Consider the following 20,411-nt stretch of genomic DNA (forward strand, 5'->3'; position numbering starts at 1 on the left):
GGTCAGATCTCCAGGGTGAGGAAGGGATCGAAGGCAGAGTTCTCCAGCTCGACCCGCCATTCGCCGTTGCGGCGGCGGTGAGAGGTGTCGTGCCCGCGGGCGTTGGCGAGCACCCTCGTGCGCCCGAGCCGGTAATCGACCGTCCGGTGCACGTGCCCGTGGATCCAGAGATCCGGGGCGTGCTCGCCCTCCAGGATCGCGGTCAGGTCGCTGGCGTACGCCGCGTCGATCGGCTCGCGAACCTCGCCGTGGAGCAGGCTGCGCGGGTGGGGCGCATGATGGGTCACGACGATCCGCGGCCCGTCCCAGGGCTCGGCGAGGCATCGCTCGATCCTCGCGCGGTGTTCGGCGTGCAGCGCGGCCGCGGCCGGGGGCCGGAATGCGGCCGGCGTCCCCAGCCGATCGCGGGTCTGGATGAGGCGATGATCCCGCATGCCGGTCTGCCGGTCCCCCGCGACCCGCATCGCGAGCGCGCGGTGGTCCGCCCCGCCGACGGCATAGTCGGTCCAGAGCGTGGCGCCGATAACCTGGACGCCGTCGACATGCCGGGCTTGCCCGCAATCGAGCAGCGTCACGTCCGCGGCGATCGCGGCGTCCCGGGCGCGGGCGAGCTCGTCGGGCAGCCTCGTCCGCCACAGGTCATGATTGCCCGGCACATAGATGACGTGCCGCGCCCGCGGGACGACGTGCTCGGCGAGCCACGGGAGCGCCCTGCGGCACAGGCCGTCGGCGACGTCGCCGGCGACGATCGCGACGTCGACGCGCGGGCCGGGGGGCGGCGTCCAGGGCGACGCGTCGATGTGCAGATCAGACATCACCCAGACGGTCGTCATCTCACTCTCCCCCGACGGCCCACGCCGTCCCGTCCGCCTCGAACCACGCGGCCGCCGCTCGAACGACGACCCGCCCCTCGACCCGGAAGCCGCTCTCCTTGATCCGGTAGCGCAACCGCTTCGCCCCCTCCGGCCGGGGCAAGTCCGCGAGCTCGCCCGCGGCCCAGGCGTGGACGTCTCGGGCCCCCGTTCTCAGGCACCGGAGCCGGGCTGCCTCGCTCGCCCGGAGCGTCACGCCGACGAGGACGACGCAGAGCCGGTGGCCGTCCACGCGTCCGGAAATGCGGACGGACCACCGGGACCGCGTCCTGTTGCGGTACACCTCAACCACCCCCGACCACCCGACGCCCGTTGGCGTGCTCGGGGCACAGGCAGCGCAGCCATCCGCCCTGGCGGACCCGACCCGGCTTGCCGCATTCCTCGCAGATGTACGCGCTGAGGTGCTCGACGCTGTCGACTAGGCTCTGCGTGTATTCGCAGTTCTCGTTGGCGTCGTAGTACCAACGAATACTGCCGAACTTCTCCTTCATCTGCGTCGAGTGGAAGCCGTCCGGAACGCCGGTCTCCTTCATGAGCTCGGCGGCCCCTTCCCAGAGCCATCTCCAGCCGGGGCCGCACTCGAACCCGCCCTGGCCGAACACCTTCCTGTGGCGCCGGGCGAGCTTCTCGCGCCAGTCGAGGGGGCTGCGTGGGGCGCCGTCGCGCCATCGGCACGCGAGCGTCCGCGCCAGGAGCGTCAGCATGAAGGGGCCGGGCACGGGCCCGACGAACTGTGAGCCCCCATCGTCCCGTCGCTCGCGCTCGACCGCGAGGAGGGGCGCGCTCCACCGCACGAGCGGGCCGTGGCGGGACGGCTCGACCGCCGAGACGGTGACGCTGTCCGCGCCCCGGTACGTGCGCAGCGCGGCCGCCGCAATGCCAAGGAATTCTTCTGCGATCATCGGTCTGCTCCTTCGTGCGGGGGGGGGCGCGGATCCGTTTCACGACCTCTCCTCCCGAGGCTCGCGGCGGTTGTCGCTGGGCGGTAGCATCCGGGCGAGGCGGAGGAGCTGCTGGCAGAGCAGGCGGACCTCCCCGCTACCGACGCGGTCGAGGGCGTATGAGCGTTCGGCGTGCCGCATGACGACGATGACGGCGTCCGCGAGCTCGGGGCGGACCCGGTCGCTCAGGGTCTCACCGCGGACGGTCTCGACGGTCATCGTGACGACGGGCATCGACTTTCGGGCGTGTTGCATCGTGGGTCTCCGAGCGTTGGGGGGGTGGTGAAGGGGGAGGTCAGTGCCGGGGCGCGAACGTCTCGCGGCTCGCGAGCACGGCCTGGAGCATCCGGCGCAGGGGGCGCAGGGAGCCGCCTGCCCACGGGACGAGGGCGAGTTCGTCGGGCGAGAGGTCGGGCATCCAGGCCGGATCGACGCCGCGCTCCTGCCGCATCTCCTCGACCATCCCCGCCGCGATGACGGGCAGGTCCTCGGCACGGGGCGCGGGCATCTCCACGCACCGGAACCGGTCGCGCAGGGCCGCCGGGACGCGCCCCAGCTCGTTGACCGTGGCGAGGAACGACACGCCCGAGCAGTTGACCTCTGCCTCAAGGTACGGGTCGAAGATCCTTGCGCTCGTAGACCGCTCCAGGAACGGGAGCAGCACGTCGACGAGAGACCCGTTGCGGCGGTCCGGAGACGCCTTGTCGAGCTCGTCGAGGTTGATCAGCGCGGACGCCGACATGGCCTGCAGGAGGACCTGAAGCGGGACGCAACCCCGGCCGGATCCCCACTGCCGGGACGTGCCGCCGAACGCCGCGTCGGACACGCCCCCCGCGCCGTAGATCACCGTGCGCAGGCCGAGGCGCCCGCCGAGCCAGGTCACGAGCGACGTCTTCCCGAGGCCGGGCGGGCTCACGATCAGGGTCGGCTGGATCCACGTGTGCCGGGCGCCGACCAGGTCCGAGGCGATCGTCTCCAGCACGGGGCGCGCGAACGGGTACCGGCGGACTCCGTCATCGACGAGGGCTTGCGGGTCGACCGGCGCGGCGAGCGGCAGGGGCTTGCCGGCGATCGCCTCGTACTCGGCCCGCGGGGTGTCGCGCCGCTGCTGCCCCGTGGAGCTCGGCTTCGGCAGGTGGTCGAGCGCCGGCACGACGACGAGCGACGGCGCCGCCCGGGAGGCCTTCGCGTCCGCGAGGATCTCCCGAACCCCGCGCGCCGGCGCCTGCGCAGGGGGCGCCTCTGGCCTCGGCGGGTCGAGGAGATCAAGGTCGAGGTCGCCGTCCGACGCCGGGGGCGCGACCTGCCCCGCGCCCCCACGCAGGATCTCGTCCTCGTCCTCGACCATGCGGAGCCCTGCGCCGATGGTCGTCCAGGCCTGGATCCAAGCGGCGGCTTCGACGTCGAAAGTCTCCAGGCGCGGGAAGCTCGGGCCGGGCACGTACGGGACGTCATCGTGGGGCGCCTGAGCGTCCTCGGCGCGGAGGAGAGCGTGCCTGATGATCAGGAACGCGCGGTCGAGCTCGGCCGCTCGGACTTGCGCGGCCGCGATAGACAGGAGCTCCGCCGCGAGCCGGGCCGAGGCGATCTCGCAGCCCAGCTCCGCCTGGTGGAAGACTAGGACCGCCGCGACGTCCCGGACGAGGGCGAGCGTCGGCGCCGGCAGGCTGGCGCGGAGGCCTTCTCCGGAGAGGCGGCGCTCCAGCTCCGCGACCCGCGCGATCGTGGCGTCCTCGTAGGCGGCGGTGATCGCCGCGACGGTGCGCTCGCGCAGGCCCGCCGCGCTGCGCAGCGGGTTGAGGCGGGTGCGCAGGTCGTCGACGGCGCTGTGACCCGCCATCCCGCCGCCGTAGAGGAGCTGCACCCGGGTCCGGGTGTCCCGGCCGTCGCGGGGCCCGGCGAGGTCGCGCGGGTCGATGGCGACGGCGCGCACGGCGGCCGCCGTCGAAGAGGCGTGCTTGGGCATGGGGGTACTCGCAGGTACGGAAGAAAGGATGCGCGTAGAGGCGCGCCGAGCAGGGCTCAGGCGGCTAAGGCGGTCCGTTTCCGTATCAAGCGAGCGGTCATCACGGCGGGGGTGTCCCTGCGAGTTGAGCACCCACGATGCCCTGGCCCCGCCCCCCTGTCGAGCCGTCCCGAGCGCGGTCCTGTGGACACCCTCCCGGCCTGGTCAACGCCCCCTCAACAGGGCCGCTCGAATCCCGCGGATCGGCCAGACTGACAATATGTCGCAGGCGCCCCGCACCGCCTTGGGACGCCCTCTCTCTCACGGGGCCGCCCTACGAATCGGTGCCGCTGCGAAATTCCGCGTACAGAGTCCAGTGCGAATCGGACGAACGCGCTAACCCTGATCCCGGGATCACGGGACGGGGTGGAACATGGCGCAGGACAACTCGGGGACGTCGTCGGGGATCGGCTTCTTCGGCCTCCTCTGCATCCTCTTCATCGGGCTAAAGCTCACCGGCTACATCGAGTGGTCGTGGTTGTGGGTGCTCGCCCCGATCTGGGGGCCGGTCGCGATCGGTCTCTTCTTGATGGCGGTCGGCGCTCTGGGCCTCCTCTGGAGCAGGCACGCGGACCGGGAGCGCCGGCGGATCCGCGAGCGTCGCTCGGGACGGTCGGCATGACCCGCGCCCCGATCCCGCCGGAGCTGCGGGCCCGCCTCCACGCGAGGTTCCCCAAGTCGCCGCTGTGGGCGCCGGTCGAGCCGGCCCCCTCGCCGTGGGAGGTCATCCGCAACGCGCTCGTGACGGGGCGCGACCACGGCCTGAATGAGAGCGAAACGGCGGTAGGCATCTACGGGGTGCTCGTCGCCCGCGGGCTGATCACCGAGGGCCGGGTATGAGCAGCCGCGCCTTCTACGCCGCCCTCGTCCCCGAGCAGCAGCACGCCTTCCGCGCGGCGGTCACGGACATGCGGGAGGGCCGCGCCCCCGAGGCCGTGCGGGAGGCCTGGGCCGCCCTCGACATCGGCGAGGAAATCCTCGACCGCCGGGTGACGATCGTCATCTGGGAGCTCGTCGAGGAGCGGCTCGCCCTGCTCCCGGAGAGCGAGCGCGCCCCGATCGCGACCGCGCTGCTCGGGGGTGCCCCATGAGCACGACCGACATCGTCGTCCTGACCTCGGCCGCCCTCCTGTGCGTGGCCGTCGCGATCGTCGCCGTGATCGCCCTCCAGGAGCTGCGCCGGCCCCTGCTGAAGGGGCGCCTCGACGACCTTCTGCGGGAGGTCTCGGCCAAGAAGGACAACTGCCCGTGAGCGAGAACCGCGACGCCGACGGCTTCCGACGCTTCATGGTGGAGCACCTCGCCCGGTGCGTCGGCCTCTCCGTCGAAGAGTTCGAGACCCCCTCCGTACCTGCCGTGCCGGAGATGGAGAGCTCCGCGGCGCGGATGATCCGCGCCACGGGCTGCGGCCTCCCGCGAGAGAGGAAGGCCCCGGCGGGCGAGCTGCCGGCGGTGGCGAGCTTCTGGAGCTGAGGGAGGAACCCATGATCGACCTGCTGGCCATCGTCCGGCTCGCCATCAGGGCGTCCGAGCAGACCACGTCCCCCAAGATCGAAGCCATCAAATGGCTGCGCCGCGCCTTGGGCGTCGGGCTCAAAGAGGCGAAGGACATGGTCGAGGACGCCTACATGTGCGGCCCCGTCCGGTTCGCCGAGAAGCACGCCCGCATCGCGGGGATCGAGCACACCTGCCCGAACCGACCGCTGGAAGACTTGGAGGGGAACGCGCTGGACCAGGCGCGCGAGGCTCAGCGGAGGTTGCTCCAGCTTGCCAGCGCTGTCGGCATCAACGCCGAGGCGCTCCTGCAACCGGCGGCCTACAGCCCGGCCGAGTGCATCGCGCAGGCCCGGGTCGAGCGACGCGCCCGCGAGCTCTACGAAGCCGGCAGGAAGCGGGTCAGGGGTCGCCCGGCCTGGGACCAGCTGGATCCGAACTGCCCGTACGATCTCGGCATGAAGGCTTACGCCCTCAGCGAGGCCAAGCGCGAACTGGCGGAGGCCGCCTGACCATGACGACCCTCTGGCACAAGGACCGCTACTGGCCGTCCGAGCTCTCCCCCCTGACGGGCGCCCCGATCGAGGGGGCGATCCAGCCAGGGATCTACGCGGAGACCAAGGAGGACTGGGAGCGCGTGCGGAAGCGCGGCTTCCGGCAGGGCGTCGACCGGCTCCGGCGGGTCGGCGTCTCGGCCGAGCCCGGCATCGCCCCGGCCGGCCTCATGATGAACGTCGCCACCGCCGCGCAGCTCGCCTGGCTCAAGGCGAACGAGACGGCCGCGATCCCGGCGCCGGCGACACCCGCCCTCGGGCCGGTGCGGGTCGCCCTGTCGCCCCTCGCGCTCATGGCGAGGCGGGCTTAGCCGGTCAGAGCAGGGTGAAGTCTCTGGGGGTTTCGAGGCGCCAGAACCGACCCGGCGGCTTGAGCTCGCCGTGGATCGAGACCATCCGCCCTGTCTTATGGGCGTCGACCGCCTGCAGGTACTCCTCGGGGGGCAGCGAGACCCGCACCCGGATCATGCCGTGCTCGTCGCTGTCCCACTCGACGATGACGTCCTGGGTGCCCGAGATGCTGAAGAGGTCGCTCGGGTTCTCGTTCGAGTGGAGCGTCCGGATCTTGCCGACGATCGTGCGCCGCCGCTCCTCGTCGGAGTGGCGCAGGGCCTTCGCCGCCTCGCGCATGATCTCGGCCGATAGCGCGTGCCGGATCTCAAACGAGGGGGCCGCCCCGACGTCTGGCATGCCCCACTCGGGCGAGAAGACGATGTCGAGCCGCACCTCGCCGGCATGCGGAACCTCGACCAGGGCGGCGAGCTCCTCGCATGCGTTCGCGTTGAGCCCGGCCTCGTATCCCCGCACGATCTCGCCGGGGTCCTCGCGGGCGATCGCCCCCTCGATGAGGCGCAACCCGCGGGCGAGCCGCTGCACCGTGCGGCGCTCCAGGGGCGGTGCCGGCGGGGCGGCCTCGCCGGGCATGATCGTGTTCGGGCCGACTGGGCTCTCGACCGTGAAGCCGAAGGAGCCGCGGAACGTGTGCCCGAACCGGCACTCGTCGGCGTAGCGCTGCGCCACGCCGTCGACGCGGGTGAAGTAGGCGCTCGCGTGGAGCTCGGCATGGGCGGAGGCGGCGAGGAGCCGGGCCATCCGCCGGATGAACTCTTCGGCGGTGCCGAGCTTGATCGTGTCGTGCCGGATGACCGAGTCCGGCAGCCGCGACTTGATCAGGTCGTAGCTGATGGCCCGGATCGCCGCGATGACCGCGGCCGGGTCCCGGTCTTCGAGCGCGGTCAGCGTCCGGACGGCTTGGCCGATCCGAACCTGGGCGTCGCGAGCCTGCGACGTGCCGGGCAGGAGGATCTCGATCTCGTCGTCATCGGGCCCAAGGGCGAAGAGCTCCAGCCCGCTGCGCAGCGCCTGCCTGCGCCACCCGGCCGTCGCCAGGTAGCGCTTGAGGGAGCCGAGCGGCACACGCTCGATGTCGTCTGGCTCGCTGGTCATCGGCCTGCCAGCGCCTCCTCGCGGGCGAGCGTCATGATGCCCTGGAGGCTGTCGGGTGTCAGCACGTTGCTGCGCGGGATCCGGATGCGCTTCGTCGAGACGTTGTCGGTCGGCGGATCCTCCGTCCGGTACCAGTAGCAGCATTGCCGCAGGTACATCTCGGTCTCGGACCCGGTCAGCCACTGGACCTCGTCCCGGGGCAGGCAGAGCAGGATGAGGATGGTCATGACATCGCCAGGGTCGCGCTCGGCGATGGTCCGGTGCGCGCGCGCCTCCAGGTCGTAGACGACGTGCTCTTCCTCGTGCTCCCAGTCGACGCTCGCCTTCATCTGGAAGCGGACGGGGGTGCCGGTCTCGACGCGCTCCCGCCCGCGCATCTTCACCCGGTAGAAGTAGCCGTCGATGCCGTAGTCGAAGATCGGCTTGGCGGCGATGTTGAGCCCGGCGCGGCCGGCCAGGGCATGGACGTACGCGAGCGACAGGGCCTCCTGGGTGTGCTCCCGGCTGATCAAGTCCCCGCCCCGGCAACATCGTTCTTGCCGCTCGGCATACCATGCAACCTAGTGGAGTCCAGGGGATCGCTCAGGCCCCCCGGCGCTCTCGCGCCTGCAGGGCCTCCTCCACGAGCTCCGCGACCCGCTGCCCCGCGGCGCAGGCCTGCTTCGCCCGGATGGCAACGATCCGGTGCGGGGGCGTCCCGGGCGACGAGACGACGAGCTCGCCGTCGGCGTGGAGGCGGACTGTAATCGTGACGGGGTCGCTCATGGCAGGGGAAGGGGCTTGAAGCGCGCGCGCTCGCGCTCGTAGTGCTCCAGGACGTGGTCGATCCAGGGGGCCATGCCGCTCGCCTTAAGCTTCAGGCGCTGAGCCCGAGCGTACACCTTGCGGGTCACGTCCTCGATGCGTGCCTCCTCGCGGTTCTCGGTCTTGTCCCGCGCGTGCGCCAGGATCGCCGAGCCGGCGCCCCCGAGCTGCTCCTCGTCGAGGAAGGTTCCGAGCGTGCGCCGGGCATCGTGCGGGGTCCAGACCCTGATGCCGTAGCGCTCGAACAGGTTGCCGTGAGGACGCTTGAACAGCGGCCCCTTCTTGCCCTTCCTCGTCTTGCCGGCCTTCGTCTTGCCCTCCAACCGATGGAAGAGGCCGGTGAACCCGGCCGGGGTCACGTGCTTACCGTCGACCCGACTGGGGAAGCGCCACGGCGATGACGGGTCCGCCCCGAGCCGATCGATCGCCGCGATCGCGGCCGGCGGGATCGGCAGTGCGTGCGGGCGGCCTCCCCTCCGGCCGCTCTTCATTTCCTTCGCGGTCCAAGTCCAAACCTCCCAGCCGGGCATGTCGGGCATGGGGATGACGCCGTCGCGCCGGGTGCGTCCGAGGCTGCCCGTCCTCTGCCCGGTCAGGACGACTGCCCAGACGGCTGCCAGCATGCCGTTCTCGGTCTCCTGGTCAGTCGAGCTGAGGGTACGGTGATGCTCGATGACGAGCAGCGTTCGGACGAGCTCCTGGATCGTCGGCGTGTGCTCGCGAGCCTTCGGGCTGTACTCGATGTGCCAGCGCTCCTGCCACCACGCGTGCTTTTCGTCCGCGAGCCCCGAGCGCGTCGCATGACTGCGCCACCCCCAGGTCAGCGCTTCCTTGCACTGCGCGACGACGCGGGCCGCGGCGGAGAGCGTGCGGGATTCGATCACGCGGTCGCGCAGCTCCTCCAGATCCGAGATCTCGATCGAGGCCAGCTCCAGCCTCTCGATGGGCTCGAACTCGGGACCCGCATGGTAGGCCGAGTAGCTGCGCCGGTAGCTCTCCTTCAGGTCAGGCAGCTTCGCGGCGAGGAACTCGGCCATGAGGTCCTGCCACTGCCATGGCCCGCGCCGGCGGCGGTCCTCGTCGGACTGCACCTCGACAGTCTCCGCGAAGGCGGCGTCCGCGGCGAGCTCGACCGGCTTGCCCTTGGCCAGCACCGCCTCGAACACGTGCAGATCCTCGCGCGGGTTGACCCCGGCCTCGACGTCCCGGCGCGCGCGGTCGGCGGCGAGCCGGGCCGCCGGCAGGGTCAGGGCGTCCATGGAGCCGAGGCGGAACGTCCCCTTGCGGTGGCGGAGGTACCACGTGCCCGCCGCACGCGTGATCCGCAGGGTGAGGCCCGGGGTGTCCACGTCGGCGATCTCCGCGCCGCGGCCGACGAGCTTCCCCTCCTGGATCATGCGGGCCGCGCGCTCGACGGTCGCCGCCGTCATCTTCACGCGCTCGCGCTCGTAGCTGCCCCTGCCTGCCGCCTTCGCCATGGCCCATCCCCCGGGATACAACGGGGATACAACACGGGTATTCGGGCCGTGGCAACGAAGTTGTCACCCCTCTAAACGTGGAAAAACACGCAGGATCAATGGCTTCTGAGGAGATGGTTAACTGAATATCGGGAGGGGTTCACTTGGGCCATATAGCTTCCCAAGCTGAATGTCGTCGGTTCGATCCCGATCGCCCGCTCCAACGAACTCGCTGAAGCGTCAGCCGTTCTAACGCTCTACCGCTGACCTCGTGTTCCCCACGGCCCTCATCCCGTTCCCTATGGGTTGTTCAGGCCCCGTTCTTCGCGCTGCGATAGGCCTGCCGTAGCTCGGCCGCCTTGCGCGATTTCCCGACCGCACCGCGCGAGTAGCGAAGCGTGGTCGATACCTGAGCATGCGTCGCCGCCGACCCAATGAGGTCGAGCTCGGCTTCTGCATCCTCGGCATCGGTGACAGCTGCCCGCAGTGCCGCCATCACATGACCCCGCGCGTTGCGGACGTAGAGACCTGCGAGCAGGTCGATCTCCGTAGCCTCGTCCAGGACGCTCGGCTGGTCCCCAGTTGCCCCCTCTGCGCGATGGACCCGCTGAAAGTTGGTCATCCGGCACCCGCGGGATGAGAGCGGGGAAATTGTGAGACGTAGCCGTAGTGCCTCTTACAGGCTGCTCAGCCTCACCGGCAGCCGCCGCGCGGAGCGCTCTCGTGAAAAGCTTGCCGCACCCCACAAGCGTCTCGCCTATCGCCCTCCAAGGCGCAAGGTGGACGCAAGCGTGCGATCAGCACAGCATTCGCGTGTTCACTACTCCAGGCCGATTGCGTGACGCGCCGGCAAGCACTTCGGCTTCGGCTGCCAACCGGCACGAAGGATTGAGCTGCAGTCAACAACCATCGATGCAAGAAGGCTGGGCCGGCTCGCGATCATCCATCAGGATAGACGCTCCGCAATACAGCGCCGTTGCGACAAGAACGAGCGCGAAGAGTAAACGAGTCATCTGCAGCGCTCGATCGGCGATCGTGTTTATTGAAGCAGATTGCCTACTCCCGAAACTGTTCACAAAGTCTGACCAAAGTTCGAGTTCGATTGCGTAATTTAGTTTAGGGAGGCCATGTAGGGCTTTCCGCTCGGCGCGCTTTGGTGGTTCGCATGGAACGGAGCTCCGATCGCCTCATAAGCTAGAGTTGGAAGCTCAACCGCGCCTTCTCGGGCATCATGGGTTGCCCTCGCCTCCTCGAAATTCTGCCAATCCGATCCGTTCAAGAATTTCGAAATTTTCAGGATCCGGCAAATATTGATTCTGACGCTTCCAGATCCTACTCGGCCGCAAAAATTTGTGATCGGGATAGCCCGTAAGTCTTATGGATATTTTGTTGCGTTTCTGTCTTTGACGCAGCCTCTGCGAAGACAGGGGAGCACGATCCAAAGGATTTGGAGACGCAATGCGAAGTGTAATTATATTGTTTGCGCTGGCATGCAGTTTTTCATTTTCTGCCAACGCGCAGGGGCGAAGGCAGCCGCAGCAAGACCCGTACGTGCCCTCAAATCCCAACAGCCCCGAGAAGATCGAGGAGATGCGGCGTCACCTTGAGCAGGCTCGCGAGCGGCAGAAGGTGGCGGATGCTCGCAACACCCGCATCTGGGAGCGCTGGGTGTACGCCGTCTGCATCGGCTGTGGCCCGCGGCCGAAAGGGTTTCGGTATGTCTACACTTCGCCTTCCCGCGTGTTGGCGGGTTACATAGCAGCCGACGACGACGATCTTCGCTCGCGAGGCGCATTGCGCGTCACCCTTCGAGGCGCGGACTTCTAGCCAAGTGCTGTGCGGTCGCCACGCCGCGGATGAGCGATGTAGGCTTAGGAATTGTAGGTGACGAGAGAGGCCGCCAGGGATCCGTGATCCTCGATCAGAGCTTGCGCCTCATGATCGTTCACAGAGGCGTCCCCGGAGCCTGGGCGACGGATCTCGAAGACATCGTACTGCGCGGCATCGCTGTCGGCTTTGACGTACCCGAAGCCGCGCATGGCTCGCCCGGCGTGGCGGTCGAACAGGCAGACGGCGTCAGCGGGTGAAGTGACTTCGCCCTTTGAGCCGAACCGCGCCGTGTCCCCGTAGACGTGTCCGGTCTTCCGTTCGATCGCGATGAAGCGTGCCATCGGGCCTCCTGTCAGCTTGATCAGCGCTTGGCAGGTGGGGCGGCATGCGACGCATGGCAACATGTCCGCTCTGTCGATCGCTTCGAAGTCGGCTGCATCTGCAGACAACGGTCGGCAAAATTGTAAGCAATCTCCACGCATCGTCGTGCATATTGCGATCTGCTCGAGCCTTTCGGGCTGAAAATCCAAGATGAAATATGGACGAGAGAGCCTTTCGCGCCTTGGATAAAAGAATTAACGACGGGAACGAGGCGCTTCACGCCACCATATCGAACGGACTGCCTCGATCGTCTCCGCCTATGTCTCGCACAATCACGTTCAGACGGCGGATCTCACGGCTCTGATCAGCAGCGTGCACGCCGCCATCGGCAGCCTCTGTAAGGCCGTCGCGCCGACCGAGCCGGAGATCGAGAAGCGGATCCCGGCTCAGATCCGCCGGAGTGTGATCGACGATGCGCTGATCAGCGTCCTCGACGGCACGTCGTACAAGACCTTGAAGCGGCACCTCACCGGCCATGGCCTCGACCCGCGCTCCTACCGTGAGCGGTTCGGCCTCGCCGCCGACTATCCGATGGTCGCGCCGAGCTACGCGGCTCAGCGCTCGGCGCTCGGCGCTCGGCGCTCGCTAAGCAGATCGGGCTGGGCAGGGCCGGAGCGGCAATGCAAGCCAAAGAGGTCGAGCCGGCCCCTGCCGAGGCGCCTGCAGCCCCAAAGACGCGCGGGCGTCGAGCAAAGGCTGGAACAGCCGCCTGAAGCCGGGTTCCTGAGAAACCATCGAAAAAGCCCGCTGGATCACCAGCGGGCTTCAGACCAAGATCGTCGGGCGGGCTGCTCTAAGCTCATGTTGTGACGCGCTCTCTTGCGTCGAACCGGTATCCGCTTCGGCGGAGAGCGCCCTCAGGTCAGGCTGCCCGCACCGTGGCGAGAAAGCGAGCGACCTCGGAGCTGAGATGCTCGGATTGACGTGACAGCTCCGACGCCGAGGCGAGGACCTGCGTGGCCGCGGCGCCGGTATCCTCCGAGGCGCGCGCGACGCCCACGATGTTGCTGGTCACCTCGCTCGTCCCGCTCGATGCCTGTGCCACGTTGCGCACGATCTCCTGTGTCGCCGCACCTTGTTCCTCGACCGCCGCAGCGATCATCGTGGCCACGCCGCTGATCTCCTGGATGCGCGTCGTGATGTTGCCGATCGCCTGCACCGCCTGACCCGTCGAGCCCTGGATCCGCGCGATCTGGCCCGAGATCGCGTCCGTCGCCCGCGCCGTCTGCGAGGCCAGTTCCTTCACCTCGCTGGCCACCACCGCGAAGCCGCGGCCGGCCTCGCCAGCGCGCGCCGCCTCGATCGTGGCGTTCAAGGCCAGCAGGTTCGTCTGGCCGGCGATGGTGGAGATCATCGTGACCACGTCACCGATCTTGGCCACCGCCTCGCTGAGCTGCTGCACGAGGGTTGCCGTTTGGCCAGCCTCAGTGACTGCGCTCTGCGCCAAGCTCGCCGAACCGTCGACTTGGCGCCCGATCTCCTGCACGGACGAGCTCAACTCCTCGGCGGCCGCCGCCACGGTGCCGACGTTCTGGGCTGCTTCCTCGGCGGCAGCGGCGACGCTGTTCGACTGAGAGGCCGTCTGGCCTGCCGTGCTCGTCATCTGCTGGGCGGTCGCCTGCAACTCGGTGGCAGACGCCGAGACCATGCCGACGATGCCGCCGACCGCAGACTCGAAGCGGTCGGCCATCTCCCGCATCGCGGCCTTGCGCTGCGCCTCGGCACCGGCACGAGCAAGCGCCGTCTCCTCCTCCAACTGGCGGGTGCGGATCAGGTTGTCCTTGAACACCTGGACCGCGGCAGCCATCGCGCCAATCTCGTCGCGCCGTGCCGCGCCAGGGACGGTGACCGTCGTGTCGCCAGCCGCAAGCGTCGACATCGTCGCCGTCATGCGCGTGATCGGCTGTGAGACGCGCATCAGGCTGAAGAGCATCGCACCGACGGCTGCGATCAGCGAGATCGCCATCGCGAGGTCGGTCACCGTGGTGGCGGCATCTGCGCTGATCATGGTCCTATCCGCTTCGCTCTGCGCACCGCGGCCATTCAGATCCACAGCTTGTCGAACCAGATCACCAAGGGTGGTGGAAAGCGTGAGCATTTCCGGTGATACGATTTCAGCCAGCGCCTCCGGCTGCTGACCGGCCCCCATGAAATCGACAGCGCGCTGGCCGAGCTCCTCGAAGCGGGTCCAGGCCTTGGAAAAGCGATCGTAGAGCGCGCGCTCCTCGGCGGTGGCGATCAGCGGCTCATAGCGCTTGCGGATCTTGGCGACTGCTTCGACGACAGTGAGGTACATCCGCCGGTGCTCATCGAGCTGCTGCGCGCCGCGGGTCGCTGCTGCGAGCCGATACTGGCGCACGCGAGCCTTATCGACAGCGGAGCTGAGTTCGCTCAGCACCTGCATGGAGGGCAGCCAATTCGTGGCAACTTCGGTCGCGCTGTGCCGGATGGTCCTTAGCTTGAGCAGCGTGAGCATACTCGCACCGACAGTCACAACCGCTAACAGGCCAAACAGGCCGGCAAGGGCAGCCTTGATTGAGATACGCATGATAGTCCGGCGATAGCGCAGCGGTTGAACGACAGATGGCATACCATCCACCAGTAGTTACCAGTTTGCTAATACGCTGCAATTAATCGCGCTGACGTGAGATGTGGCCCAGGATGTCAGGATGACAATGAAGTTGAGGGCCCTTCAGGTTGCATACCTCGTGTTGATTCCATTGATCCCTAGGTAGGATTATTCGGACATTTGCGATCCGGCTCTCTCTGCCTCCTCCATGAATAATTACTCGACACGCTCCCATTGGCGACGCTTAGATCGGCTCTCGTCCGGATGTAGCTGGCAGAGGCAGTGCCTATCGCGCATCGGAGCCGATGCAGAGGCCCTTCGAGATGCCGCCGGTCGTTTCGCCGGCCGGCACCCAGAGGCCGGCCAGGATGATGGTTGGGAGTCATGGGCGCTGGTGGTTCATGATGCTTCCGTTTCGGAGCCGACGCACGCATCCCCTGCCGGATTGGTCCGGCCATGCCGACCAGCGAGGAGTGGGCGGTCATGCCACAGCGGCCGAGCGCGACATGGCCGCGTCTCGGGCTGCCCGCTACCGATCGCGCATGGACACGCTCGCCCTCACGATCATGGCCTCGGCCCTGACCTTCTCCAGCTTCGTCGTCCTGCTCGGATGGCGGTAGGAGCGTTCGAGCTAGATGGAGGCCGACTTGCCGCCGCACACGCGCTCGACAGCGTCCGCACTGTCTTCTGGGCGCGTGTTGAAGGCGATCGGGACCGTCGGCGCAGCCACCCGAGCCGCATTCAGGAGGATCTCGAACACGGGCAGATGTCGCGGCCAGGTGCGGATGCCGGCGCCGATCACGAGGCAGTCGTACCTGCCGGAAGCGAGCTTCTGCTTCAGGAGAGGGCCGGCCTGATCGTCGGGCCGGATGAGGCAATGGTCGGCTGTCCAGCCGCGGCCGCGCATGCCCTCCAGAGCCGCCGCGATCCCCTTGTGGATCTTCTGGGCGTCGAGGCCCTGAGGCAGCGCCGGGTCTGAGAAATCGACTGCCTCTGGCTCATATCCTACCAAAAGAACCTGCATGGTGAGGCCTCCAGATTCAGCGCGGACGCTATTCGCGGCCCAATTCCGTGGGTCGCCAACTGGGCGACGGCAAGCTGCCGCACAATCGCATGGTTGCCGATTGTCTGACCTTAGGCAAATGCATCGGCCGCCTGTTGAACAAGAGCGCGTGCATCCTGGCTATCGCCACGCTTGATCTGCTTGAATTCTCTGCCGGAAAGCTGATTGTACTGCGCGAAAAAGGCCTCGACCTCGTCGAGCATCCCGGGACGGAGGTCGGAGAGCGCGTGGATGTGCGCGTGCGTGCGGGCCTTCACCGCCACGCCGATCAGCCGGTCATTGCGCTCCCAAGCACCGTCGCGCTCCCGTTGCTCGGCCTCGATCACGCCCACCAGGCGAACCTGCAGCAGGCAACCGGGGAAGGCAGGCGCATCCAGCAGGAGGAGGATGTCGAGCGGATCTCCGTCGGCGCCCTTGGTGGAGGGGATGAAGCCGAAATCGTACGGGAAGCTCATGCCCTCCGGCAGGACCGTCTTGAACTGGAAGGTGCCGAACGCCTCCGCGTAGGCGTATTTGTTCGGGCTGCCCTTCGGGGTCTCGATCACCACGTGGAGGTGGCCGTCCTCCCCGAAGGTGGACAAGCGGTTGAGGGGTGGGGCGGTATTCGGCACAGGCGAACTCCGGCAGAGCGGCATGGGCTGCCGCATCTGGACGAACCCCGCTGCGCTCGACCGGATCCTCCATCAGGCCGCCCGGATCTCCTTCGGCGCTTCAGGCGATCCGCTACGCGGTGATCGGGTCACCCGCTGAACGAGATGAAGCCGGAGCCACCGCAGATCCAGAGTAGCATCTAAAGAATGATGTCCCTCGTGCTCTCACGAAGGCAGATCTGAAACTCCGTTCTTGAGATCTTATGCGCGTCGGCCAATCCTTCGATCCTGTCCATCAGAACACAGGCGGCCTCGTGCCCGATCGCGTAGCGGGGCACGTCGACGGTCGTGAGGGAGGGGACGAGGTGTTCGGCGAAATCGAAGCCGCCGAAGCCCGCCACCCCGAGAGCGTCCGGCACCCGCAGGCCCTTGCGCTGCAGGGCGAGCAGCGCGCCGGCCGCGAGCACGTCGTTCAGGCAGAACAGGGCATCGGGCTGCGGCGCGAGAGCCGTCACCATGTCCGCGACGAGGGCCCCTGACCGCATGCTGGTGAGGTCCTCCACGTAGACCACCTGCGGCGCATGCAGGGCGCGGGCAGTGAGCCCGGCGCGATAGCCCTCCTCGCGCAGGCGCGCGCGGCGGTCGCCATTGGCGACGCCGGCGAACGCGATACGCTGATAGCCGAGATCGGCGAGAGCTTCGGTCATGGCCTGGGCCGCGTCGCGGTTCGAGAAGGCGATCAGGCTATCGACAGGCTCCTCGGTCGTATCCCAGGTCTCGACCACCGGAACCGCGGCCCGGACGAGTTGCGATCGTGTCCGTTCGGACTGGATCGTCCCGATCACGATGAATCCGTCCGGCCTCCGTCCGAGCAGGGCCGCGACCGCCGCTTCCTCCTCCATCACGGAATAGTTCGTTTCCGCGAGCACGATCTGCGCGCCGCGCGCGCGGGCGACCTCGGAAATGCCTCTGACGCTGTCGGAGAACATCGAGCTCGCGATCGTCGGCAGGATCACCGCGATCATGCCGCTGCGATGCGACGCCAGGGCCGAGGCGATCCGGTCGTGGATATAACCGGTCTTGCGGACCGCCTCCTGAACCCGCTCGCGGAGTTCCGGCCGTACCGCGTCGGGTTGATTGAGCGCCCGCGATACGGTCATGGGCGAGACTTCGGCGACACGCGCGACGTCCGACATCGTGACCCGCTGCACGCTTCCGCGGCGTCGCTGACGCATCCGATCCTGCTCCATCCGACGTCACTATAGCGATCCGGCTCTTGACGACCATTCCAAGGTAGCGCTACCAATAATGGTAGCGCTACCATATAACGACGGCCAGCACACGGTGACCCGTGAACGTGGTCGCCGCCTGCCGTGCCGCGGCACGTGAAGGCGGCTTGGCGGGTTCCGGCGAACGGCGTCGCCGTCGGCGTCAGATCAGGGACGGTGGGAATGTCTGAAACGGACTCGGCGCGGCGCCTGCGCAGCAACTTCGAGCCTGGATCGACGCGCTGGGCAGTCCGGCGCGCGCAATGGCTGGCCATGGGCCTGTCGGAAGAGGACTTGCTCAAGCCGAAGATCGCGATCGTCAACTCTTCGAGCAAGTTGTCGGTCTGCTATGCCCATCTCGACGACATCTGCCGCGTCGTCGAGCGGGCCATCCGCGCGGCCGGCGGCGTGCCGTTCGAGATCCGCACCGTCGCGCCGTCCGACTTCGTCACCAGTGCCGGCCGGCAGGCGCGCTACCTGATGCCGAGCCGCGACCTGCTCGTGAACGATGTCGAGGTGCAGGTCGAGGGTGCCGAGCTCGATGGGATGATCCTGCTGGCCTCCTGCGACAAGACCACCCCCGGGCAGCTCATGGCGGCCGGCCGGCTCAACGTCCCCGCGATCGTGCTGCCCTGCGGCTACCAGCTGGGCGGCGATTGCGCCGGGCGGCATGTCGATATCGAGGAGGTCTACAAGAGCGTCGGCTCGCTCAAGGCCGGCGACATCTCCCTGGCCGACCTCACCGCCATGACCTGCCACGCCATCAAGGGCCCGGGCGTCTGCGCGGGCCTCGCGACGGCCAACACCATGCACGTCCTGTCCGAGGCCCTCGGGATGGCGCTGCCCCGCAGCGCGCCGATCCGCGCGGGCTCGGATGCCCTGAACGCGTCGGCGGAGCGGGCCGGTGCGGCGATCGTGCGCCTCGTGGAGCAGGATCTGCGGCCGCGCGACATCCTCACGCCGGCGGCCTTCCGCAACGCCGTCCGGGTCGCGGTGGCGACCGGTTGCTCCGTCAATTGCGTCCGGCATCTCGCCGCCATCGCGGCGGAAGCCGAGGTGGCCATCGACATCGTCGCGGAGATCGAGGCGGTGGCGCGCCTGCCGCAGATCACCACGGTGCGGCCGAACGGGCCTCACAGAATCGAGGAGCTCGACGCGGCCGGCGGCTGTCTCGGGGTGATGAGATCCCTGATGCCGGTGCTCGACACCGCGGCCCTGACCGTGACCGGCCATCCGCTGGCGGAGCAGCTCGCCGAGGCGCCCGCACCCGACGATTCCGTCATCCGTCCCCTCGATCGGCCCTTCCGCGCGGAGCCGGGCCTGACCATTCTCCGCGGATCGCTCGCGCCGGACGGGGCCGTCGCCAAGCTCTCGGCGGTGCCGGCAGAGATCCGCCGCTTCACCGGACGCGCGCGGGTCTTCGAGGACGAGAACCGGGCGATCGCCGCCCTCGGAACCGGCGCCATCGTGGCGGGCGATGTGGTGGTGCTCCGCGGTCTCGGCCCCCTCGGCGGCCCGGGCACGGTGTTCGCTGCGAGCTTCATGGCGGCCCTCGTCGGCGCCGGCCTGGGAGCCGGCGTGGCGGTCGTGACCGACGGCGAATTGTCCGGCCTCAACAGCGGCATCACCATCGGCCAGGTCATGCCGGAGGCGGCCGAGGGCGGCCCGCTCGGGCTCGTCGCGGAAGGCGACGTCATCGCCATCGATCTGACAGACCGGAGCCTGGACCTGCAGGTGGATGCGGCCACGCTCGCCGAGCGCCGCGCCGCGTGGCAGCCGCCGGACCACAGTCACCTGCGAGGCTGGCTCGGCCAGTACGCGCAGCTCGTCCAGCCGCTCGCCAAGGGCGCCGTCCTCGGGCGGCCGAAGACCCAGCGATAAGCAACCCGACAAACGATTCCGGAGGAGACGACCGTGCGATTGCCCATCATCCATGCGGCCTGCCTCGCCGCGTTCGTCCTCGGCGCGGGCGCCGCCTGCGCCCAGCCCCTCAGGATCGGCGTCCTCTCGGACCAGTCCGGTCCGCAGGCGGATTTCGCCGGACCGGGCTCGGTGCTCGCCGCACGCATGGCGGTCGCCGATTTCGGGGGCAGCGTCGGCGGAATGCCGGTCGAGGTCCTGTCGGCCGACCATCAGAACAAGGCCGATGTCGGTGCCAACATCGCACGGCAATGGATCGATGCCGACGGCGTCGATGCGATCTTCGACGTGCCGAACTCGGCCGTCGCCCTCGCGGTGAGCAGCCTCGTCGCCCAGAAGAACAGGGCCCTGATCGTCTCGGGCGGCGGGACGTCGGACCTGACCGGAAAGAACTGTTCGCCGAACACGGTGCACTGGACCTACGACACCTGGGCCCAGGCCAACGCCGTCGGCTCCGCCGTGACGAAGTCCGGCGGCGACACGTGGTTCTTCATGAGCGTCGACTACGCCTTCGGCCATGCTCTGGAGCGCGATGCCAGCGAGGCCATCAAGGCGGCGGGCGGACGCATTCTCGGCACCGTCCGGCATCCCCTCGGAACCGCCGATCTGTCCTCGTTCCTACTCCAGGCCCAGGCCTCGGGGGCCAAGGTGATCGGGTTGGGCAGTGCGGGCGTGGATACCGTGAACGCGGTGAAGCAGGCCGGCGAGTTCGGCATCACCGAGCACGGCCAGCGGCTGGTCGCGATGCTGATGGTTCTCAACGACATCAAGGCGCTCGGCCTTCAGACCGCGCAGAAGCTGCTCCTGTCGGAGGCGTTCTACTGGGATCTCAATGACGGCACGCGCGCCTTCGCCAAGCGCTTCGCGGACCAGTTCGGCGGCCGATACCCGAACATGGTCCATGCCGGCGTCTATGCCTCGGTGCTGCATTACCTGAAGGCTGTGGAGCGGACGAAGTCGCCGAGGGATGGTGCGGCCACCATCGAGGCCATGAAGGCGATCCCGACGGACGATCCGCTCTTCGGCAAGGGCAGCGTGCGCAAGGACGGCCGTGCCATCCACGACCTGTACCTGTTCGAGGTGAAGGCGCCGGCCGAGTCGAAGGGCCCGTACGACCTCTACAAGACCGTCGCCACCATCCCCGCGGATCGGGCCTTCCGGCCGATCGAGGCCGGCGGCTGCCCCTTCGTGAAGCAGGTGGCGAACTGATCGCTCCT

The 20,411-nt window shown here is 68.4% G+C and carries 24 protein-coding genes and 1 pseudogene; 10 read left to right on the forward strand and 15 right to left on the reverse strand.

The features are described from left to right. Positions 1 to 2: 2 nt before the first annotated feature. Genes MTDSW087_RS08655 through MTDSW087_RS08675 form a run of 5 tightly spaced genes read right to left on the reverse strand, consistent with a single transcriptional unit; the run spans position 3 to position 3,779 of the window. On the reverse strand, positions 3 to 833 hold the full coding sequence (locus tag MTDSW087_RS08655) for a metallophosphoesterase (RefSeq protein WP_109951699.1): 831 nt from the start codon (positions 831 to 833) through the stop codon (positions 3 to 5). A 1-nt stretch (position 834) separates the two neighbouring features. Beyond that, positions 835 to 1,104, reverse strand: a complete 270-nt coding sequence (locus MTDSW087_RS08660) for a hypothetical protein (protein WP_238178678.1) — start codon at positions 1,102 to 1,104, stop codon at positions 835 to 837. Between the two features lie 52 nt (positions 1,105 to 1,156). Next, the gene (locus tag MTDSW087_RS08665; RefSeq protein ID WP_109951698.1) at positions 1,157 to 1,774 is read right to left on the reverse strand and encodes a hypothetical protein; all 618 of its coding nucleotides are present in this window, start codon (positions 1,772 to 1,774) and stop codon (positions 1,157 to 1,159) included. 39 nt (positions 1,775 to 1,813) lie between these two features. Beyond that, the gene (locus MTDSW087_RS08670; protein WP_109951697.1) at positions 1,814 to 2,068 is read right to left on the reverse strand and encodes a hypothetical protein; all 255 of its coding nucleotides are present in this window, start codon (positions 2,066 to 2,068) and stop codon (positions 1,814 to 1,816) included. Between the two features lie 40 nt (positions 2,069 to 2,108). After that, the gene (locus MTDSW087_RS08675; RefSeq protein ID WP_109951696.1) at positions 2,109 to 3,779 is read right to left on the reverse strand and encodes an AAA family ATPase; all 1,671 of its coding nucleotides are present in this window, start codon (positions 3,777 to 3,779) and stop codon (positions 2,109 to 2,111) included. A gap of 412 nt (positions 3,780 to 4,191) precedes the next feature. Here MTDSW087_RS08675 and MTDSW087_RS08680 point away from each other — a divergent pair, with 412 nt between their 5' ends. The 7 genes from MTDSW087_RS08680 to MTDSW087_RS08705 are packed head-to-tail and all read left to right on the forward strand — an operon-like array spanning position 4,192 to position 6,177. Then, entirely contained in the window at positions 4,192 to 4,440 is a 249-nt protein-coding gene (locus tag MTDSW087_RS08680) for a hypothetical protein (RefSeq protein ID WP_109951695.1), read from the forward strand. Continuing rightward, positions 4,437 to 4,658 carry a hypothetical protein gene (locus tag MTDSW087_RS08685; protein ID WP_109951694.1) on the forward strand — a complete coding sequence of 74 codons (222 nt, stop codon included), beginning with the start codon at positions 4,437 to 4,439 and terminating at the stop codon, positions 4,656 to 4,658. Before MTDSW087_RS08680 ends, MTDSW087_RS08685 begins: the two co-directional genes overlap by 4 nt. Further along, positions 4,655 to 4,909, forward strand: a complete 255-nt coding sequence (locus MTDSW087_RS08690; RefSeq protein WP_144762845.1) for a hypothetical protein — start codon at positions 4,655 to 4,657, stop codon at positions 4,907 to 4,909. Before MTDSW087_RS08685 ends, MTDSW087_RS08690 begins: the two co-directional genes overlap by 4 nt. Next, positions 4,906 to 5,070, forward strand: coding sequence for a hypothetical protein (locus MTDSW087_RS30080; RefSeq protein WP_162559797.1), 165 nt, complete (start codon positions 4,906 to 4,908; stop codon positions 5,068 to 5,070). The genes MTDSW087_RS08690 and MTDSW087_RS30080 overlap by 4 nt, the downstream gene beginning before the upstream one ends. Further along, the gene (locus tag MTDSW087_RS08695; RefSeq protein ID WP_091891827.1) at positions 5,067 to 5,291 is read left to right on the forward strand and encodes a hypothetical protein; all 225 of its coding nucleotides are present in this window, start codon (positions 5,067 to 5,069) and stop codon (positions 5,289 to 5,291) included. Before MTDSW087_RS30080 ends, MTDSW087_RS08695 begins: the two co-directional genes overlap by 4 nt. 11 nt (positions 5,292 to 5,302) lie before the next feature. After that, positions 5,303 to 5,824 carry a ribosomal protein L7/L12 gene (locus MTDSW087_RS08700; RefSeq protein WP_109951692.1) on the forward strand — a complete coding sequence of 174 codons (522 nt, stop codon included), beginning with the start codon at positions 5,303 to 5,305 and terminating at the stop codon, positions 5,822 to 5,824. 2 nt (positions 5,825 to 5,826) lie between these two features. Further along, the gene (locus MTDSW087_RS08705) at positions 5,827 to 6,177 is read left to right on the forward strand and encodes a hypothetical protein (protein ID WP_109951691.1); all 351 of its coding nucleotides are present in this window, start codon (positions 5,827 to 5,829) and stop codon (positions 6,175 to 6,177) included. 4 nt (positions 6,178 to 6,181) lie between these two features. Here MTDSW087_RS08705 and MTDSW087_RS08710 read toward each other — a convergent pair whose 3' ends face one another. The 6 genes from MTDSW087_RS08710 to MTDSW087_RS08735 form a co-directional block, all read right to left on the reverse strand. Further along, on the reverse strand, positions 6,182 to 7,312 hold the full coding sequence (locus tag MTDSW087_RS08710) for a hypothetical protein (RefSeq protein WP_144762847.1): 1,131 nt from the start codon (positions 7,310 to 7,312) through the stop codon (positions 6,182 to 6,184). Further along, the gene (locus MTDSW087_RS08715; protein ID WP_144762849.1) at positions 7,309 to 7,824 is read right to left on the reverse strand and encodes a DUF4365 domain-containing protein; all 516 of its coding nucleotides are present in this window, start codon (positions 7,822 to 7,824) and stop codon (positions 7,309 to 7,311) included. Before MTDSW087_RS08715 ends, MTDSW087_RS08710 begins: the two co-directional genes overlap by 4 nt. Positions 7,825 to 7,894: 70 nt before the next feature. After that, positions 7,895 to 8,077 carry a hypothetical protein gene (locus tag MTDSW087_RS08720; RefSeq protein WP_109951689.1) on the reverse strand — a complete coding sequence of 61 codons (183 nt, stop codon included), beginning with the start codon at positions 8,075 to 8,077 and terminating at the stop codon, positions 7,895 to 7,897. After that, the gene (locus MTDSW087_RS08725; protein WP_109951688.1) at positions 8,074 to 9,594 is read right to left on the reverse strand and encodes an integrase arm-type DNA-binding domain-containing protein; all 1,521 of its coding nucleotides are present in this window, start codon (positions 9,592 to 9,594) and stop codon (positions 8,074 to 8,076) included. The genes MTDSW087_RS08720 and MTDSW087_RS08725 overlap by 4 nt, the downstream gene beginning before the upstream one ends. A gap of 289 nt (positions 9,595 to 9,883) precedes the next feature. Continuing rightward, positions 9,884 to 10,195 carry a hypothetical protein gene (locus tag MTDSW087_RS08730; RefSeq protein WP_144762851.1) on the reverse strand — a complete coding sequence of 104 codons (312 nt, stop codon included), beginning with the start codon at positions 10,193 to 10,195 and terminating at the stop codon, positions 9,884 to 9,886. Between the two features lie 1,249 nt (positions 10,196 to 11,444). Then, on the reverse strand, positions 11,445 to 11,744 hold the full coding sequence (locus tag MTDSW087_RS08735; RefSeq protein ID WP_144762853.1) for an RNA-binding protein: 300 nt from the start codon (positions 11,742 to 11,744) through the stop codon (positions 11,445 to 11,447). A 268-nt stretch (positions 11,745 to 12,012) separates the two neighbouring features. Between MTDSW087_RS08735 and MTDSW087_RS08740 the strand changes: the two are divergent. Then, positions 12,013 to 12,497: pseudogene (locus MTDSW087_RS08740) on the forward strand (Ros/MucR family transcriptional regulator). Between the two features lie 149 nt (positions 12,498 to 12,646). Here MTDSW087_RS08740 and MTDSW087_RS08745 read toward each other — a convergent pair. The 4 genes from MTDSW087_RS08745 to MTDSW087_RS08760 all read right to left on the reverse strand — a co-directional run bounded on the left by MTDSW087_RS08745 (position 12,647) and on the right by MTDSW087_RS08760 (position 17,241). Next, a complete protein-coding gene (locus MTDSW087_RS08745; RefSeq protein ID WP_144762855.1) occupies positions 12,647 to 14,332 on the reverse strand; it encodes a methyl-accepting chemotaxis protein in 1,686 nt (561 codons plus the stop codon). 652 nt (positions 14,333 to 14,984) lie between these two features. Further along, complete coding sequence (locus MTDSW087_RS08750) at positions 14,985 to 15,377, reverse strand: hypothetical protein (protein ID WP_144762857.1); 393 nt, start codon at positions 15,375 to 15,377, stop codon at positions 14,985 to 14,987. Positions 15,378 to 15,487: 110 nt separating this feature from the next. Next, entirely contained in the window at positions 15,488 to 15,964 is a 477-nt protein-coding gene (locus MTDSW087_RS08755) for an inorganic diphosphatase (protein ID WP_238178679.1), read from the reverse strand. Positions 15,965 to 16,206: 242 nt separating this feature from the next. Beyond that, positions 16,207 to 17,241: a LacI family DNA-binding transcriptional regulator gene (locus MTDSW087_RS08760; protein ID WP_186383786.1), complete on the reverse strand. Its 1,035-nt coding sequence runs from the start codon at positions 17,239 to 17,241 to the stop codon at positions 16,207 to 16,209. Between the two features lie 216 nt (positions 17,242 to 17,457). Between MTDSW087_RS08760 and ilvD the strand changes: the two genes are divergently transcribed. Beyond that, positions 17,458 to 19,155, forward strand: a complete 1,698-nt coding sequence (gene ilvD / locus MTDSW087_RS08765) for a dihydroxy-acid dehydratase (protein WP_210248276.1) — start codon at positions 17,458 to 17,460, stop codon at positions 19,153 to 19,155. A 33-nt stretch (positions 19,156 to 19,188) separates the two neighbouring features. Further along, positions 19,189 to 20,403, forward strand: a complete 1,215-nt coding sequence (locus tag MTDSW087_RS08770; protein WP_144762863.1) for an ABC transporter substrate-binding protein — start codon at positions 19,189 to 19,191, stop codon at positions 20,401 to 20,403. Positions 20,404 to 20,411: the final 8 nt, after the last annotated feature.

The sequence above is a fragment of the Methylobacterium dankookense genome (assembly GCF_902141855.1).
Taxonomy (GTDB): Bacteria; Pseudomonadota; Alphaproteobacteria; order Rhizobiales; family Beijerinckiaceae; genus Methylobacterium; species Methylobacterium dankookense.